Origin of the sequence: Streptomyces daqingensis (assembly GCF_014645895.1) — a bacterium.
Lineage (GTDB): Bacteria > Actinomycetota > Actinomycetes > Streptomycetales > Streptomycetaceae > Streptomyces > Streptomyces daqingensis.
In genome coordinates this window covers 544,191-558,814 of sequence record NZ_BMMP01000002.1, presented here as the reverse complement: position 1 = coordinate 558,814, position 14,624 = coordinate 544,191, and the positions used below count along the sequence as shown (strand labels likewise).

The following is a 14,624-nucleotide window of genomic DNA, read 5'->3' as shown; positions in this document are numbered from 1 at the left end:
GGGAGAGCGCACATGACCCACTCCACGTCACCGTCCCCGTCCCAGACCCCGTCCCAGCCCCCGCAGCGGGCGCACGAGGCGGACACGGACCCGTCCCGGCGGCGCTCCTGGCCCGACCGGTACTTCCGCATCACGGAGCGGGGCTCGACCCTCGCCCGCGAGGTGCGCGGAGGCGTCACGACCTTCATGGCGATGGCCTACATCGTCCTTCTCAACCCGGTGATCCTCTCCGCCCCCGACGCGCAGGGCGCCACCCTCGACCCCGGCCAGACCGCCACCGCCACGGCCTTCGCGGCGGCGGCGACCACTCTGGTGATGGGTGTGGCCGGCAACGTCCCGCTCGCCCTGGCCGCGGGGCTGAGCGTCTCCGCTGTGCTGGCGTTCCAGGTGGCGCCCCAGATGACGTGGCCGAACGCGTTCGGCATGTGCGTCGTCTACGGGGCGGTGATCATCGTGCTCGTCGTGACGGGGCTGCGGCGGCTCATCATGGACGCCATCCCACAGGCCATGAAGCACGCCATCACCATGGGCATCGGCCTGTTCGTCACCCTCATCGGCTGCGTGCAGGCCGGGTTCGTGACGAGCATGCCCGGGCCCGGCGGCGTCGCCGGGGCGAAGCCGGTGCAGCTCGGCACCCACGACATGCTCACCGGCTGGCCCGTGCTGTGCTTCTCCGTCACCGTGCTGCTGGTCTTCGCCCTCCAGGTACGGCGCGTGCCCGGCGCCATCCTCATCGGCATCGTCGGCGGCACCGTCGTTGCGGGCCTCGTGCACCGCTTCGCCGGACTGGACAGGAAGGACTGGGGCGGCCGGAACGCCCCGGAGATCTCGGGAAGCGTCGTGAGCACCCCGGACTTCGGCCTGTTCGGGAAGGTGTCCTTCGACGGGATCGCGGACGTCGGAGCCGTCACGGTCGGCGTCATCGTCTTCACCCTGGTCCTGGCCGGCTTCTTCGACGCCATCGGCACCGTCATCGGCATCGGCCAGCAGGCCGGGCTCGCCGACAGCGAGGGACGCATGCCCGGCCTGAACAGGGCCCTGGCGATCGACGGGGCGGGCGGCGTCGTCGGGGGCATAGCCGGGGCGTCCGGCCAGACCGTCTTCGTGGAGTCGACGGCGGGAGTCGGCGACGGCGCCCGTACGGGCCTGGCCAGCGTCGTGACCGGGCTCGGGTTCTCCCTCTGCCTGTTCTTCACGCCGCTTGCGCAGGTCATCCCGACGCAGGTCGCGGCGGCTGCGCTCGTCGTCATCGGCGCGATGATGATGAGCAACGCACGGCACGTCGACTGGAGCGAACCGGCGACCACTGTCCCCGTCTTCCTGACGATGGTGCTGATGCCCTTCACCTACTCCATCACCGCAGGCATCGCCGCGGGCACCGTCTCCTACGTGCTGATCAAGGCGGCACAGGGAAGGTGGCGCGACCCCGGGCTGTTGATGTGGGTACTGGCGGGCGTCTTCCTGCTCTACTTCGCGCTCAGCCCGGTCGAGGGCTGGCTGGGCGTGGAATAGGGCGACGGGCACCGCCCCCGGCGCCGGGACGGTTCCGGCGCCGGGAGGTCCCCCTCGGCGGCCGTGCCGCCGCCGGACGTAGGCTCGCAGGAGCGCCCTGTGAGCGTCCCCCGAGGAGCCCCCGATGCTGGATCTCGCCGCTGAACTGCACCGCTGGTGCCAGGAGGAGCGGGACTTCGCCGTCGCCACGGTCGTCGCCGTGAGCGGCAGCGCGCCCCGCAGCCCCGGTGCGGCGCTCGCCGTCGACGGCGACGGCGAAGCCGTGGGCAGCGTCTCCGGGGGATGCGTGGAGGGCGCGGTCTACGACCTCTGCCGGGACGCGATGGAGACCGGCCGCACCGTGCTCGAACGCTTCGGGTACAGCGACGACGACGCTTTCGCCGTGGGCCTCACCTGCGGCGGCGTCATCGACATCCTCGTGACGCCCGTCCCGCGGGGCTCGGCACGGCGGGCGCTCTACGCGGAGGCGCTGGCGGCCGCCGCGCGCGGCGAGTCCGTCGCGCTCACCCGCGTCGTCGGAGGGCCGCAGGAGCTGCTCGGCGGTGCGCTGTACGTACCCGCCGAGGGAGAGGGCGCCGGCAGTCTCGGCGGCGCGGACGCCCTCGACGCGGGGGCGCTCGCGGAGACCCGCGCCCTGCTGGCGGCGGGCCGCACCGCGACTGTCGAGACGGGCGCCGGGACCGGCGGCCCTCCCGGGGCAGGCGCGCGCGGCGCGGCGGGCGGCGACGGCGAACCGGAGTGCGGCCCCCCGGCCACGCTCCTGGTCGAGTCCAGCGCGCCGCCGCCGCGGATGCTGGTCTTCGGGGCGATCGACTTCGCCGGCGCGCTCGCCACCACCGGTTCCTTCCTCGGCTACCGGGTCACCGTCTGCGACGCCCGCCCCGTCTTCGCGACGCCCGCACGCTTCCCCGGCGCCGACGAGGTCGTCGTCGAATGGCCGCACCGCTACCTCGACTCCCAGCAGCTCGACGCCCGCACCGTGGTGTGCGTCCTCACCCACGACGCCAAGTTCGACGTGCCGCTGCTGGAACGGGCGCTGCGGCTGCCCATCGCCTACGTCGGCGCCATGGGCTCCCGCCGCACCCATCTCGCCCGCCTGGAGCAACTCCGGGAGGCGGGACTCGGCGACGCCGAACTGGCGCGTCTGCACTCGCCGATCGGGCTCGACCTCGGCGCGCGTACGCCGGAGGAGACGGCGCTGTCCATCGCGGCCGAGATCGTGGCCGTCCGCCACGGCGGCACCGGCGTCCCCCTCACCGGCGCGCACACCCCGATCCACCGGGACACGGTGCCGCTCGTCCACTGAGGGGGTGCCCCGCCGCCGGTCGTAGCGGTGCCGCGCCGGGACGCCGGGGCCGGGCAGGTGCCGAACGGGCGGTCAGGACGGGCGGTCAGGACGGGGTGGCGCCCTTCATCGCCGCCGCCCAGCCTCCCTGGACCATCGTCTGGAAGTACCACTCGCCGCCCTGCTTGACGAGCACGTCCGCGTAGCGCATCCGCCGGCTCTGCCCCCCGGCCGTCATGGTGGACTCGGTGAAGACCAGCGCGAGGCTGGCGGAGAGGAAGTGCGGGGTGCGCCGGGACTCGAAGTGCACGTCCTCGCCGCCCGGTTCACCCATGACGCCCGACATGGTGCGCACGTACTCCTCCCGGCTCCACTGTCCGGTCCAGCCGGTGCCGGGCCCGGCGTCGTCGGTCACGAGGTTCAGCGGGAAGAGCGCCATGGACGCCATGGCTTCGACGTCCGCGTTCGCGGCGTGGGCGTCGTACTTCGCGAACCACGCCTCCACTTCGCGGTGGTCCTCTTCGCTCGGTGTGTAAGCGGCGTTCTCCTCCACGGGAGCCCTCCTCGCGAGGTCGATCTGCTGATTGGTCAAATTTGACTAATACTCTGGTCCTCTTCCCGGCCGCCACCCGGGCAAACCCCGGAGCGGCGAGGTGCTCCGTCGTCAGAAGAGCTTGATGTCCGCGAGCACGGCCAGATGGTCGGAGCCGGGCATCTCCAGGAAGCGGGCCTCGACCGCCGTCAGCGGGTCGCTGACCAGGACGTGGTCGATCTGGGCGCCCATCGGCCGCGCCCTGTTGTCCGGCCAGGTCGGGGTGCGCGACTGCCCCGTCAGCCGTGCGGCGTCGTTCATGCCGGTGTGCAGGATGTCGCGGAAGGCGGCGTGGTCCTGCGAGGCGTTGAAGTCGCCCGCCATGATGGTCGGCGTCGACCCGCGCGAAGCGCCGAACGCTTTCAGCCTGCCGAGCTCCGCACGCCACGACCGCAGCGCCTCCGGCGTGGGCGGCATCGGGTGGACGACCTGCACCCGCACCCGTTCCCCCGAGACGTCGGCGACCGCGCCCGGCATGCCGAGCCGGCCCTCGAGGGTGCTCGGCTCCTCCAGTGGATAGACGCTCAGGAGGGCCGAGCCGGAGGCGCCCGTCCCGCCGACGATGTGGCGGTACGGGTACGCGTCGAGCATCGCAGGGGTGTTGAGCTCCGCCACGCATCGGGCGTCGCACTCCTGGACCGAGGCGATCTGCGGACGTTCCCTGCGCAGGGTCTTCACGAGGCCGCCGGTCGCGTCACCGAGGTGGATGTTGGCGGTCAGCACCCGGAACCGTGCCTTGCCGGTGCGCTGCGCGGCGCCCTGTGGAGCGTCCGGCCCCTCGGGGAGGGTGAATCCCACGGTCGCCATCAGCACGGCGATGGACCACACCGCCAGCAGGCCGCGGCGTGCGAGCACCGAGTACAGCAGCCCCAGCCAGCCCGGTACCAGGAACCACGGCAGGAAGGCGAGGAGCTGGGCGATGGGAGTGGGCCCGTCGTCGTCCATGCCGCGGTAGGCCAGCGGCACGCTCAGCACCGCGAGGACGAGACCGACGAAGACGGAGAAGGTGTGCTTGCGCGGAGGACGCGGCCCGCGGCCGCGCGCGCTGCGTTCGGTGCGGGGCCGCGTGGTCCGTTCGGTGGGCTGGAGCGGATGCCCCGTCACCGTGCCACGGCCGTCCCGCTTGTCGCGATGGTACCGGTCCCCCGTCAACACCCTCCCGATACTGCACCATCGGTGCCGCGCGGGGGTGAGGCTGCGCCCGATCTTCGCGACGTCCGCGCACTTCCCGACGAGACCTGACGGTCCTCGTCGCGCGGTGGTCAAGAGCGCCGCCGCCGGCACCCGTCCTTCCGTGCCGGACCGGCACTCACGGTGACACCCACGTCACCCCGCCGATGAGTTCCGTCCTGAGCGGACGTCTGTACTCGGTGCTCCCCGACGGCGGGAGCGCGACGGACGAGCCGGGAGGACGGCCATGAAGTACATGATCATCATTCAGGGGACGCAGGCGGACTACGACGCGATGGGCGGCACGTCCGCACCGGGGGAACCGGCGTGGACGAAGCAGGACGTTCAGGCCATGGTCGGCTTCATGCAGAAGCTGAACGAGGACCTCGCCGCGTCCGGTGAACTCGTCGACGGCCAGGGGCTGACGGCGCCCTCGGACGGGGGGCTCGTCACCGCCGGCGAGGACGGGCGGCCGGTCGTCTCCAAGGACGGATACGGAGTGGAGGAGCCGGTCATCGCCGGGTTCTGGGTGCTGCAGTGCAAGGACTTCGAGCGGGCGGCGCAGATCGCGGCGCGTATCCACCAGTGCCCGGTCCCGGAAGGCGCCACGAACCCGCCCGTCATCGTCCGCCCGATCGGGGACGAGCCTCCGGTTGCCTAGGGGCTGTCTGACAAATGGCGCCGTTCGCCCGGAGGGCGGGGCTCGCGTCGTCTGGTGCGTGCGGATGCAAGGCGGAGGTCCGTCCTCGTAGTGGGCTACTCGGTCGGTCCGACAACGCAGCAGACGTGCGTGCCAGGCGGCGCAAGCCAGGCGGGATTTGTCAGACAGGCCCTAAGGCACGTCCGGCTGCTCCGTGACCGCCGGCTCCAGCAGGTAGCGGGGCGGCACCCGGTCCGCGAGCCACACGCCGTTGCTGCTGAGCCGGAACGAGTGCCCGTCCCGGTACATCGCCTCCGCCTCCACCGTGAGCACCACCGGACGGCCGCGGCGTGCGCCCACGCGCGCGGCGGTCTCCCGGTCGGGGGAGAGGTGGACGGCGTGCCGGCTCATGGCGCGCAGCCCCTCCGCGCGGATCGCGGGTAGGAAGCGGCCGACCGTCCCGTGGTAGAGCCGGGCGGGCGGCCTGCGTACGGGCAGATCCAGGTCGACGGGGACCGAATGCCCCTGGTTGGCGCGGATGAGTCCGTCCTCGACGGCGAAGCGCTGCTTGTCGCTCGTCGCGACGACCTCCTCCAACTCGGCGCGGGTGAAGGTGAATCCATGGGCCCCGGCGGCCCGGATCAGCTCCTCCACGTCCACCCGTCCGTGTGCGTCCAGGGTGATGCCGATGCGGTGCGGCTCGTGCCGCAGATGCCGGGAGAGGAACTTGGAGATCTTCACGCTCCGGTTCTTCGTGAGTTTCGTTTCCACGGCTACAAGAGTGGCGTGCCGGCGGGCCGGAAGCACCTGGGTTTCGGGGATCCCGCGGTTCGGGCGGGCGGCGCGCACAGGACGGAAGACGAGCGGTGAAGAGGGGCGGTGAAGAGGGGCGGAAGAAGACCGGAGAAAGGTGCCGCGCCGATGTCGAGAATCCGCGCCCGGCTCCGTCCCTGAGGTGAACGCGGCCACAATGGCCGCCTGGCACAGAGGAGAAGTGGCGGCGTACCTGCACGAGCGCGACGGGGACCTGGAGACAGCGGCGAGGCTGTACGCCGAGGCCGCCCGGCTGGCGCCCGACCTCGCCGAGCGCGACCACCTGACGCGTCAGGCCGCCCGCCTCAACGCCCGCCTGAGGGGCTGACGGGCGTGCGGGGCCGGCGGCACACACAACGCAGGTGGCGCGAACGCCCGCTCCCGCGCTGCCCGTTCACTTGTCGGCCGGGCTCAGCGGGGGATCGCGGTCCGGGAGGCAGGAGGCGACGCGATCCGCCGTCGCCCGTGCCCAGGAGCTGGTGGTGACCCAGCCCAGCACGCCCACAGCAGCGCCGCAGCCGGTGATGATCCACCAGCCGGCGGCGTCCGCTCCGGCCGCCGCGGCGACGCCGATGACGGCGACCCCCAGGGCCGATCCGACCTGGCGGCTGGTGGAGGCGATGCTGGCGGCCAGACCCGCCCGCGAACGCGGCATCCCCGAGACGGCGGCGTTCGTGATGGGGGCGTTGACCAGCCCGAAGCCGATGCCGAACAGCACGTAGGAGACGACGAGCAGCGTGCCGGAGTCCTCCGCGCGGAAGCCCGCGAGGAGCACGCCGCTCGCCGTCATGAAGACCCCCGCCAGCAGCAGCGGCACCCGTGCGCCGCGTACGGCGACGATATGCCCGGACAGCGGCGCGAAGACGGCCGTCATCGCCGCCATGGGCAGCAGGTGGAGGCCCGCCTCGAAGGCGGACAGGCCCCGGTCGTTCTGGAGGTGGAGGGTGCTGAGGAAGAGGAACCCGGCGAGCGCGCCGAACGAGGTGACGGCGGTGACGGTCGCGCCGCTGAACGGGACGCTGCGGAAGAAGCGCAGCTCCAGCAGCGGCTCCGCCCGCCGTCGCTCCCACAGCACGAGTGCCGCGAGCGAGCAGGCGCTCGCCCCGAAGCACGCCAGGATCAGCGGCGACGTCCATGCCGCTCCGCTGCCCGGCCCGCTCGCGCCGGACGCGCCGCCCTCGATGATGCCGAAGGTCAGGGAGCCCAGCGTCGCCATCACCAGCAACTGGCCGACGGGGTCGAGCCTGCGCGGCCGGGGCGCCCGGGACTCCGGCACGAAGAGCGCGGTCAGCAGCAGGGCCGCCAGCCCGATGGGGATGTTGAGCCAGAAGATCCACCGCCAGCCCGCCCACGTGACCAGCGCACCGCCCAGCAGCGGCCCGGCTGCCATGGAGATGCCGACGACGCCGCCCCACACGCCGATGGCCCGGGCCCGCTCCCGCGGCTCCGGGAAGGTGTTGGTGATGATCGACATGGCGACGGGGTTGAGCATCGAGCCGCCGATCGCCTGCAGCGCGCGGAAAGCGATGAGCCAGCCCAGCCCCGGTGCGAGGGCGCACAGCATCGACCCGGCCGTGAAGAGGACGAGCCCGGTCTGGAAGACACGCCGCCGCCCGACTCTGTCGGCCGTCGATCCGGAGAGCATCAGGAACGAGGCGAGCACGAGCGTGTACGCGTCGAGAGTCCACTGGAGGCCGGACACGGACGCGTTCAGGTCCCGCTGCAGCGAGGGCAGCGCGACGTTGAGCGCGGTGACGTCGAGACTGACGATCAGCAGGCTCATGCAGCAGATCGCCAGCACCAGCAGGCGCCGCGGCCGGGCTTCGCCCTTCTCGTCGGGGGAGGCGGTGGACATCCCTCCAGCATCCCTGTCCACTGCACGGACTGCTGCTCGGGGGTGGTGTGACGTCCGTCCGGTGACTGAGGATGACGGGCAGCGCCGACGGACGGCCGGTCCGGCGGAGCGAGCGGGAAGTATGTACCGGCAGTGTGAAACGGCGGTGTGGCCGGCGCGTCGAGCGACAGGCGCATCGCGGGATCCGAGGAGTGACGATGACGGCCACCGAGTCCGCCAGCCCCACCGACGCCTTCCGCGCGGCCCGTGACGCCCTGTTGCGGCACCGGACCGACTACGACGGCGCCCGTGCGGAGTTCGAGTGGCCCCGTCCCGCGCACTTCAACTGGGCGCTCGACTGGTTCGACGCCGTCGCGCGGGACAGGGCCGACCGCACCGCCCTGCACATCGTCGAGGAGGACGGCACCTCCGCCCGCTACTCGTTCGACGAGATGCGCGTCCGCTCCGACCGGGTCGCCAACTGGCTGCGTTCGCGGGGAGTCGCACCGGGCCACCGCGTCATCCTGATGCTGGGCAACCAGGTCGAACTGTGGGAGACGCTGCTCGCCTGCATGAAGCTGCGCGCCGTCGTCATCCCCGCGACGCCGCTGCTCGGCCCCCACGACCTGGCGGACCGCATCGAGCGCGGCGAGGCCCGGCACGTGGTCGTACGGGCGGAGGACGCGCCGAAGTTCGCGACGGTCGCAGGCGACTACACGCGCATCGGCGTCGGTGGCGGCGGCGGGCTGCCGGAGGGGTGGCTCGCGTACGAGGACGCCTACGACGCGTCCGCCGGGTACGAACCCGAGGGCCCCACGCGCGGCGACGACACGTTGCTCCTCTACTTCACCTCGGGGACGACCGCGCAGCCGAAGCTGGTGGAGCACACGCATCTCTCCTACCCGGTCGGCCATCTGGCCACGATGTACTGGATCGGCCTGCAGCCGGGCGACGTGCATCTCAACATCTCCTCGCCGGGCTGGGCCAAGCACGCGTGGTCCAACTTCTTCGCCCCGTGGAACGCCGAGGCGACGATCTTCATCTACAACTACGCGCGGTTCGACGCGGAACGGCTGCTGGCCGAGATCGAGGCCGCCGGCGTCACGAGCTTCTGCGCCCCGCCCACCGTGTGGCGGATGCTGATCCAGGCCGACCTGAGCCGGCTGCAGGCAGTGCCCCGCGAGGTCGTGGCCGCCGGGGAACCCCTCAACCCCGAGGTCATCGAGCACGTGCGCCGCGCCTGGGGCACGAGCATCCGGGACGGCTTCGGCCAGACGGAGACGGCGGTCCAGGTCGCCAACTCCCCGGGGCAGCAGCTCAAGCCGGGCTCCATGGGACGTCCCATGCCCGGCTTCGAGGTGACGCTGCTCGACCCCGTCACCGGCCGTCCCGGCGTCGAGGAGGGCGAGATCTGCCTCGACCTCTCGCACCGTCCCGTCGGTCTGATGACCGGCTACCGGGGGGACGAGGAGCGGACGGCCGAGGCCATGGCGGACGGCTACTACCGCACCGGCGACATCGGCAGCCGTGACGAGGACGGCTACATCACCTACGTCGGCCGCTCCGACGACGTCTTCAAGGCGAGCGACTACAAGATCTCCCCGTTCGAGCTGGAGAGCGCACTGCTGGAGCACGAGGCCGTGGCGGAGGCCGCCGTGGTGCCCTCGCCCGACCCGGTGCGGCTGGCGGTGCCCAAGGCGTACGTGGTGCTCGCCTCAGGATGGGAGCCCGGGCCGGAGACCGCGAAGACGCTCTTCGCGCATTCACGGGAGACGCTCGCGCCCTACAAGCGGGTCCGGGTCATCGAGTTCGCGGAGCTGCCCAAGACGATCTCCGGCAAGATCCGGCGCGTCGAACTGCGGGCGCACGCCGCGGGAGAGCCAGGCGAGGAGTACCGCGAAGAACGCTGAACCGCGGGTCGCGGGTCGCGGGTCGCGGGCCGGGCCGTGCCCCGTCAGCTGCGGTCGCCCGCGGCGCTCCGCTCGGGCGGGGCGGGTTCGCGTGGAGCGTCGGGGCCGGAGCCGGTGGGGGCCTCGGTGCCGGTGCCGGTGTGCAGGATGCCCGCCGCGGCCGCGCCGACTACGCACAGCGCCACCGGCAGGAGCAGCACGAGGTTGAGCGGGGCGAGGTGGGTGAGCGCCCCGATGAGGGCGGGCCCCGCGAGCATCCCGAGGTAGCCCAGGCCGGCGACGCGGGAGACGTTGGTCGCCGCGTTCTCGGGTTCGGCGTGCCCGGCCGCGCTGAAGAGCTGGGGGACGCATCCGGAGAGCCCGAGACCGAACAGGCCCCATCCGGCGAGTGCGGCGGCGGTCCAGGGCGACAGCGCCGCCGTGCCGAGCCCGGCCGCCGCGACGGCCGAGCCGTAGCGCAGCACGGCGACGGCTCCGAAGCGGCCGGCGACCCGGTCGGCCAGCAGCCTGCCCGCCGTCATCGCCGTGGCGAAGGCGCCGTAGGCGAGGGCGGCAGTGGCGGCGGGTGCGTCGAGGGAGTCGCGGAGGTGCAGCGTCGACCAGTCGTTGGCCACTCCCTCGGCGAGCATCAGTATCAGCGCGAGAACGGCCAGCGCCCACGTCCGGGCGGGCGTCCGGGACCGGCGCCGCCGGCCTTCCGCGGACTTCGTGACGCCCCCGGAACGCGCGGTCCGCAGCAGTGCGGGTGCAGCGAGCAGGCCCGCCGCCGTCCCCAGCGCGGCCACCACGCCGAGTGTGACCTCAGGGGGAAGGCCCCGGCTGAGCGTCCGTGCGCAGACCAGGGCGGCGAGCACGCCGCCGATCGAGAAGACGGCGTGGAAGGCCGACATGACGGGGCGCCGGTAGGCGCGTTCGACGTGGACCGCGTGCGCGTTCATGGCGACGTCCAGGCAGCCGTTGCCGAACCCGAAGACCACCAGTGCGCCGCCCAGGGCGGCGGCTCCGGTCGCGAGGCCGGGCAGGGCGAGCGACGCGCTGCACAGGACCGCCCCGGCGGGCACGGCGATACGCAGGCCGAGCCGGTCGGTGAGGGGCCCGGCGAGCTGCATGCCGGCGAAGGCTCCCGCGCCGAGGAGCAGCAGCAGCCAGCCGAGTCCGGCGTGACTGACGCCCACCCGGTTCTCGATCACCGGGATGTGGACCACCCACATCCCCATGACGAAGCCGTTCAGCCCGAAGTAGAGGAAGGTGGCCCAGCGGGCGAGACGAAGCGAACGTGCCATGCAGCGAACATACATAACAGAATCTCTGTGCGTAACTGGCGTTCCGAACAAGGCTGTTGTTCACTACGGGTCATGGTGAGCACAGACCGGCTGAAGCGGATCGCGGACGCCGTACGGGCCGCGGGCAGCGTGGGAGTGGCCGAACTGGCCGAGCTGACAGGGGCGTCGGAGATGACCGTCCGCCGCGACCTCGAGGTGCTGGCCGGGCAGGGGGTCCTGGAGCGCTTCCGCGGCGGGGCCCGCTCTCTGCTGCTGCGCGGCCAGGAGCCGCCGTTCGCGCTGCGGGCCGCCGAAGGCGGGGAGGCGAAGCGGCGCATCGCCGAGGAGGTCTCCCGCCTCATCGCCGACGGCGAGTCCGTCGTGCTCGACAGCGGCACCACCTGCCTGGAGGTGGCCCGCGTCCTGCGCGACCGCCGCGTCACCGTGATGCCACTGTCCCTGCACGCCGTCAACGCGCTCGCCGGCGCCGCCCGGGTGACGCTGCTGGTGCCGGGAGGCCTGCCGCGTCCGGGCGAACTGGCTCTGACCGGCCCGCTGGCCACGGCCTCTCTCGCGTCGCTGCGCTTCGACACCGCCGTCGTCGGCTGCTGCGGACTGACCGCCGCCGACGGTCTGACGGCCTACGACCTGGCCGACGCGGAGGTCAAGCGCGCCGCGATCGCCTCGGCCCGCAGGGTCGTCGCCGTGGCCGAGGCCGCCAAGTTCTCCCGCACGGCTCTGGCCCTCGTCGCGCCGGCCTCCGCCCTGCACGCCGTCGTCACCGACGCGGCCGCCCCCGAGGAGGGGACCGCCGCGCTGGCGGCGGCGGGAGCAGTCGTCCGGAGGGTGTGAACGCGGGCGGGCGCGGCCGCCGGCCGCTCGGGCGTCCGGGCCTCAGCACACCGAGCGGATGAGGTCGTCCGCCGGGTCGTTGACGGCCTGGGGCATGCCCGTCAGGTCGAGGACGAAGAGGGCGACGCCGAGGGAGTCCGCGCGCATCCGGGCCTCCCGCGTGTAGCCGGCGAGGGAGAAACAGGCCGTGCCCGCCTCCTCGTTGAGCCCGTTGAGCCAGAGCGTCTCGACGTCGCCGAAGCCCGTCGGATCGGTCGAGGGGTCGACGTGCGCCACGATGCCGCCGCCGCGCAGGTCCACCCCTGAGGCGGCGCGCTTCTCCGTGACCCGTACGGCGTCGAAGCCGAGCCACCGCAGGTACTGAGCGGCCGCCGTACGGGCATCCTGTGCGGTGCGGATGGTGACGGGCTGGAAGCTGGGCCGCGTCCTGGAGGTCCGCTTGCCGGCGCACTCCTCCAGGGCTCCGGTCGCGGTGGCCTCCGAGGTGCGGCCCGCCGCCCCGGAGGTGGACGCGGGCGGTACGCGGGAGGCGTCCGGGGTGTCAGAGGCGTCGGGTGCGGCGGGTCCGAGCGCACCGGCACCGCTGTGATCCGCGTGCGCGGCCACCGGCAGCCGCAGCAACGTCCCGCAGCCGCAGCCCAGTTCAGGCTGCGGCCACTGGACGGACGTGCCGCACGCTGAACACCCCACCTCGACCCAGGAGTCGTCCCAGGTGCGGTGGTGCACCTGCGCGGGAGGGACGTCCCGCCGCAGCGGCAGTACGACGGGCGCGCCGCAGTCGCAGTGGTAGACCGGCGGAGTGTAGGTGTGCTCGCGGCGGCACTCCGGGCAGCACACGGGCACGCTTTCTGCCATCTCTTCGGCTCCAGCGGAGGGTCGGGGAGACGAGTCGGTCCTCGCCGCGCCGCCGGGGGCGGCGCGGCGCAGTTCATATCGTCCCTGAAAGTGCGTGATTTCCGAAGAGGGGGGCGGGAGAAAGACGGAGGACCGGGTGGCCGCCCGGAGGAGGCCGAGTGGCCCTCCACAGGCGTCAGTCGGCGGGTTCGAACTCCTTCACGGCGTCGATGTCCGGGCCGTGCGGCGTGTTGGCCTCCCGCTCGATCATGATCTCCACCAGGACGGGCCGCGAGGTGGCGGCGGCCTCCTTTCGTGCCCACTGGAGCGCGGGGGAGATCTCCTCCGGGTCCCACACGCGCCGGCCCGAACAGCCGTACGCCTCCATGAGCTTGACGTTGTCGGTGCCGAACTCGTCGTAGTGGATGTCGACCTGGTAGTTCATGCCGAATCCGATCTCTGCCTGCCTGATGAGCCCCAGGTACTCGTTGTTGAGCATCACCAGCACGTACGGCACGTCGTACTGCGCCGCCACGGCAAGCTCCTCCACGAGGTACTGGAAGCCGTAGTCGCCCACGACGCCCACGACTTCGGCGTCCGGCCGGCCCATGCCCTCCAGCGCCTTCTTGACGCCGATGGCCGCGGGCACCTCCCAGCCGAGGGGGCCCGCCTGGCCGCAGATCTGGTAGTGGCGCGGCAGGTACGCCTTCTGATGCTGGCCGCCCCAGATCTGGTAGAGCCCGATGGCGGTGACGAAGTAGGTGTCCTCGTCGAAGACTTCGTTGATCTCCTTGTAGACGCGGGGCGCCTTCACCGGCGTCGAGCCGAAGTCCTCCCGGCGCACCAGGGTCCGCTTCAGCTCCTTGCAGCGGCCGACCCAGTCCTCGACGTCCGCCGCGGCCCCCCGTTTACGGGCCTCGGAGAGCAGCGCCGCGAGGAAGAGTCCGGCGTCGGAGACGATGCCGAGGTCGGGTTCGAAGACCTTCCCGATCTGGCCGGGTTCGATGTCGACGTGAACGAAGGTGCGTTCGCCCCGGTAGACGCCGATGTCCGCGCCCGTGTGCCGGTCGCCGAAGCGCGCGCCGACGGCCAGTACGAAGTCGGCCTCCAGGAACGAGGCGTTGGCGTACCGCTGTGAGGTCTGGATGCCGGTGGTGCCCAGGTTGAGTTCGTGGTCGTCCTCGATGACCCCCTTGCCCATCAGCGTCACCTGGAAGGGAACGCGCAACTCCTCCACGAGTTCGCGCAGCTCGGCTCCCGCGTCGGCCAGAATGACGCCCCCGCCGGCCAGGATCAGGGGCCGCTCGGCCGCGAGCAGCATGTCCAACGCCCGCTCCACGCGCGGCGGATGGGGTTCGACGGCGGGGACGGGGAGCCTGGTGTCGATCTCCGCGTCGTAGGTGATCTCCCGTTTCGCGATGTCCAGCGGCAGGTCGATCAGGACCGGTCCGGGCCGTCCGGTGCGGGCGGTCCTGAAGGCCTCGCGGAAGACCCACGGGATCTGCGCCGCCTCCTTGACCTGCACTGCCCACTTGGTGACGGGCCTGGCGATCTCGACGATGTCGACCGCCTGGAAGGCCTCCTGGTGGAGCTTGGGCGAGACCGCCTGTCCCGTCAGGCAGACCATGGGGATCGAGTCCGCCTGCGCCGTGTAGAGACCGGTGACCAGGTTGGTGGCGCCCGGCCCCGAAGTGGCGATGGCGACACCGGTCTTGCCGTTCGTACGGGCCCAGCCGTCGGCCATGTGGGCGGCGCCCTCCTCGTGGCGGACGGTCAAGTGCTGTATGCGGCCGTCCACTTCCATCGCCTTGTACAGCGGGAGGATCGCGGCGCCGGGGCAGCCGAAGGCGATGTCCACGCCCTCGTCGACCATGATGGAGACCGCGGCGTTCATGGCGGGCATCCTGCTGGGGGCCATGG

The 14,624-nt window shown here is 72.4% G+C and carries 12 protein-coding genes and 1 pseudogene; 6 read left to right on the top strand and 7 right to left on the bottom strand.

The genetic code is table 11. The features are described 5' to 3' along the window. Positions 1-12: 12 nt before the first annotated feature. Together IEY56_RS04885 and IEY56_RS04880 are read left to right on the top strand one after the other, a co-directional pair. Positions 13-1,512 (top strand): NCS2 family permease, encoded by a 1,500-nt coding sequence (locus tag IEY56_RS04885; protein WP_189035781.1) that lies wholly within the window; start codon positions 13-15, stop codon positions 1,510-1,512. Positions 1,513-1,636: 124 nt separating this feature from the next. Then, the gene (locus IEY56_RS04880; protein ID WP_189035780.1) at positions 1,637-2,818 is read left to right on the top strand and encodes an XdhC family protein; all 1,182 of its coding nucleotides are present in this window, start codon (positions 1,637-1,639) and stop codon (positions 2,816-2,818) included. An 85-nt stretch (positions 2,819-2,903) separates the two neighbouring features. Here the strand turns inward: IEY56_RS04880 and IEY56_RS04875 are convergent, their stop codons facing one another. Both IEY56_RS04875 and IEY56_RS04870 read right to left on the bottom strand, forming a co-directional pair. Then, positions 2,904-3,389 (bottom strand): nuclear transport factor 2 family protein, encoded by a 486-nt coding sequence (locus IEY56_RS04875; protein WP_229711600.1) that lies wholly within the window; start codon positions 3,387-3,389, stop codon positions 2,904-2,906. 72 nt (positions 3,390-3,461) lie between these two features. After that, positions 3,462-4,544 carry an endonuclease/exonuclease/phosphatase family protein gene (locus IEY56_RS04870; protein ID WP_189035779.1) on the bottom strand — a complete coding sequence of 361 codons (1,083 nt, stop codon included), beginning with the start codon at positions 4,542-4,544 and terminating at the stop codon, positions 3,462-3,464. Positions 4,545-4,806: 262 nt separating this feature from the next. Here IEY56_RS04870 and IEY56_RS04865 point away from each other — a divergent pair, with 262 nt between their 5' ends. Then, positions 4,807-5,220, top strand: a complete 414-nt coding sequence (locus IEY56_RS04865; RefSeq protein ID WP_189035778.1) for a YciI family protein — start codon at positions 4,807-4,809, stop codon at positions 5,218-5,220. A 171-nt stretch (positions 5,221-5,391) separates the two neighbouring features. On the opposite strand, the gene IEY56_RS04860 is transcribed toward IEY56_RS04865, so the two are convergent. Continuing rightward, entirely contained in the window at positions 5,392-5,970 is a 579-nt protein-coding gene (locus IEY56_RS04860) for an RNA 2'-phosphotransferase (protein ID WP_189035777.1), read from the bottom strand. A gap of 223 nt (positions 5,971-6,193) precedes the next feature. Between IEY56_RS04860 and IEY56_RS04855 the strand changes: the two are divergent. After that, positions 6,194-6,340 (top strand): annotated as a pseudogene (locus tag IEY56_RS04855) (RNA polymerase subunit sigma-24); the annotation flags it as partial. A 66-nt stretch (positions 6,341-6,406) separates the two neighbouring features. Here IEY56_RS04855 and IEY56_RS04850 read toward each other — a convergent pair. Beyond that, positions 6,407-7,867, bottom strand: coding sequence for an MFS transporter (locus IEY56_RS04850; protein ID WP_189035776.1), 1,461 nt, complete (start codon positions 7,865-7,867; stop codon positions 6,407-6,409). A gap of 197 nt (positions 7,868-8,064) precedes the next feature. Here IEY56_RS04850 and IEY56_RS04845 point away from each other — a divergent pair, with 197 nt between their 5' ends. Beyond that, complete coding sequence (locus IEY56_RS04845; RefSeq protein ID WP_189035775.1) at positions 8,065-9,756, top strand: AMP-binding protein; 1,692 nt, start codon at positions 8,065-8,067, stop codon at positions 9,754-9,756. A 44-nt stretch (positions 9,757-9,800) separates the two neighbouring features. Here IEY56_RS04845 and IEY56_RS04840 read toward each other — a convergent pair whose 3' ends face one another. Then, positions 9,801-11,039 carry an MFS transporter gene (locus tag IEY56_RS04840; protein WP_189035774.1) on the bottom strand — a complete coding sequence of 413 codons (1,239 nt, stop codon included), beginning with the start codon at positions 11,037-11,039 and terminating at the stop codon, positions 9,801-9,803. Between the two features lie 72 nt (positions 11,040-11,111). Between IEY56_RS04840 and IEY56_RS04835 the strand changes: the two genes are divergently transcribed. Further along, the gene (locus IEY56_RS04835; protein ID WP_189035773.1) at positions 11,112-11,870 is read left to right on the top strand and encodes a DeoR/GlpR family DNA-binding transcription regulator; all 759 of its coding nucleotides are present in this window, start codon (positions 11,112-11,114) and stop codon (positions 11,868-11,870) included. 42 nt (positions 11,871-11,912) lie between these two features. Here IEY56_RS04835 and IEY56_RS04830 read toward each other — a convergent pair whose 3' ends face one another. Both IEY56_RS04830 and gcl read right to left on the bottom strand, forming a co-directional pair. Then, a complete protein-coding gene (locus tag IEY56_RS04830) occupies positions 11,913-12,725 on the bottom strand; it encodes a hypothetical protein (RefSeq protein ID WP_189035772.1) in 813 nt (270 codons plus the stop codon). A gap of 175 nt (positions 12,726-12,900) precedes the next feature. After that, positions 12,901-14,622: a glyoxylate carboligase gene (gcl, locus tag IEY56_RS04825; protein ID WP_229711599.1), complete on the bottom strand. Its 1,722-nt coding sequence runs from the start codon at positions 14,620-14,622 to the stop codon at positions 12,901-12,903. Positions 14,623-14,624: the final 2 nt, after the last annotated feature.